The following is a 949-nucleotide window of genomic DNA, read 5'->3' as shown; positions in this document are numbered from 1 at the left end:
CCTTGCGACCGGTCGGCGGCGCGGCCGGCGCGGTTCAAGGCCGGCGACCCCGTACGGACCAAAAACCTCAACCCGACCGGCCACACGCGGCTGCCGCGCTATGCGCGCGCCAAGCAGGGGGTGATTGAGACGGTGCACGACGGTTTCGTGTTCCCCGACAGCAACGCGCATGGACACGGCGAAAATCCGCAATGGGTCTACACCGTGGTTTTCGAAGGGCCGGAAATCTGGGGCGAGGACGCCGACCCGACGCTGAGCGTCTCGATAGACGCCTGGGAGAGCTATCTTGAGCCGGCGTGATACGGATCTGCCCGAGCTGCCGCCGGGCGTCGATACGCCGGTGTTTGCCGAGCCGTGGCAGGCTGAGGCGTTCGCCATGACGGTGGCGTTGCACGACAAGGGCCTGTTTTCGTGGAGCGAGTGGGCGCAGGCGCTGTCGATCGAAGTGAAGAAGCCAGGCGCCGCGGCTGACGGCCATGACTATTACGAACATTGGCTGGCCGCGCTGGAAAGCCTGCTTGCCACCAAAGGGCTGGCCGCCAAGTCGGATGTCGACGCCATGGCTGAAGCCTGGGAGCGCGCCGCGCATGCCACGCCGCACGGCAAGCCGATCCTGCTGGAAAACGATCCCCAGCCGATTCGATAAGGTGTGGGGTGAGCTTGTATGTTCCCTTTACGTTCTTGTCTGCGCCTGATAGCCTGACCCGTCGGCGGCATTGAAGCGTCCCGGCGCATCGATGATGGTGGCGGCTGTCTTGTCTTTCCCTTGCGAATCCGGTCTCTCGCGCTGATGGAATTCTCTCCCCAACAGGACGACGCGCTGAAGGCGGTCGCCCAATGGCTGAAGACCGGCCAGCCGCAGCTGTTCCGGCTGTTCGGCTATGCCGGCACCGGCAAGACGACGCTGGCGCGGTATTTCGCCGAACATGTCGACGGCCAGGTGCAGTTC

General features: G+C 64.7%; 2 protein-coding genes and 1 pseudogene. All 3 read left to right on the top strand.

All coding sequences use genetic code 11. From position 1 onward, the window contains the following. On the top strand, window positions 1-300 hold a 300-nt coding region (locus EN939_RS35865; RefSeq protein ID WP_127272021.1), incomplete at its 5' end, for an SH3-like domain-containing protein. Further along, the gene (locus EN939_RS35860) at window positions 287-646 is read left to right on the top strand and encodes a nitrile hydratase accessory protein (protein WP_127272020.1); all 360 of its coding nucleotides are present in this window, start codon (window positions 287-289) and stop codon (window positions 644-646) included. The genes EN939_RS35865 and EN939_RS35860, both read left to right, overlap by 14 nt. Before the next feature lie 144 nt (window positions 647-790). Beyond that, a pseudogene (locus tag EN939_RS35855) lies at window positions 791-949 on the top strand (ATP-binding protein); the annotation flags it as partial.

The sequence above is a fragment of the Mesorhizobium sp. M7A.F.Ca.CA.002.05.1.1 genome (assembly GCF_003998335.1).
In the GTDB taxonomy this organism is placed as follows: domain Bacteria; phylum Pseudomonadota; class Alphaproteobacteria; order Rhizobiales; family Rhizobiaceae; genus Mesorhizobium.
This window is presented reverse-complemented; position numbering and strand designations above follow the sequence as displayed.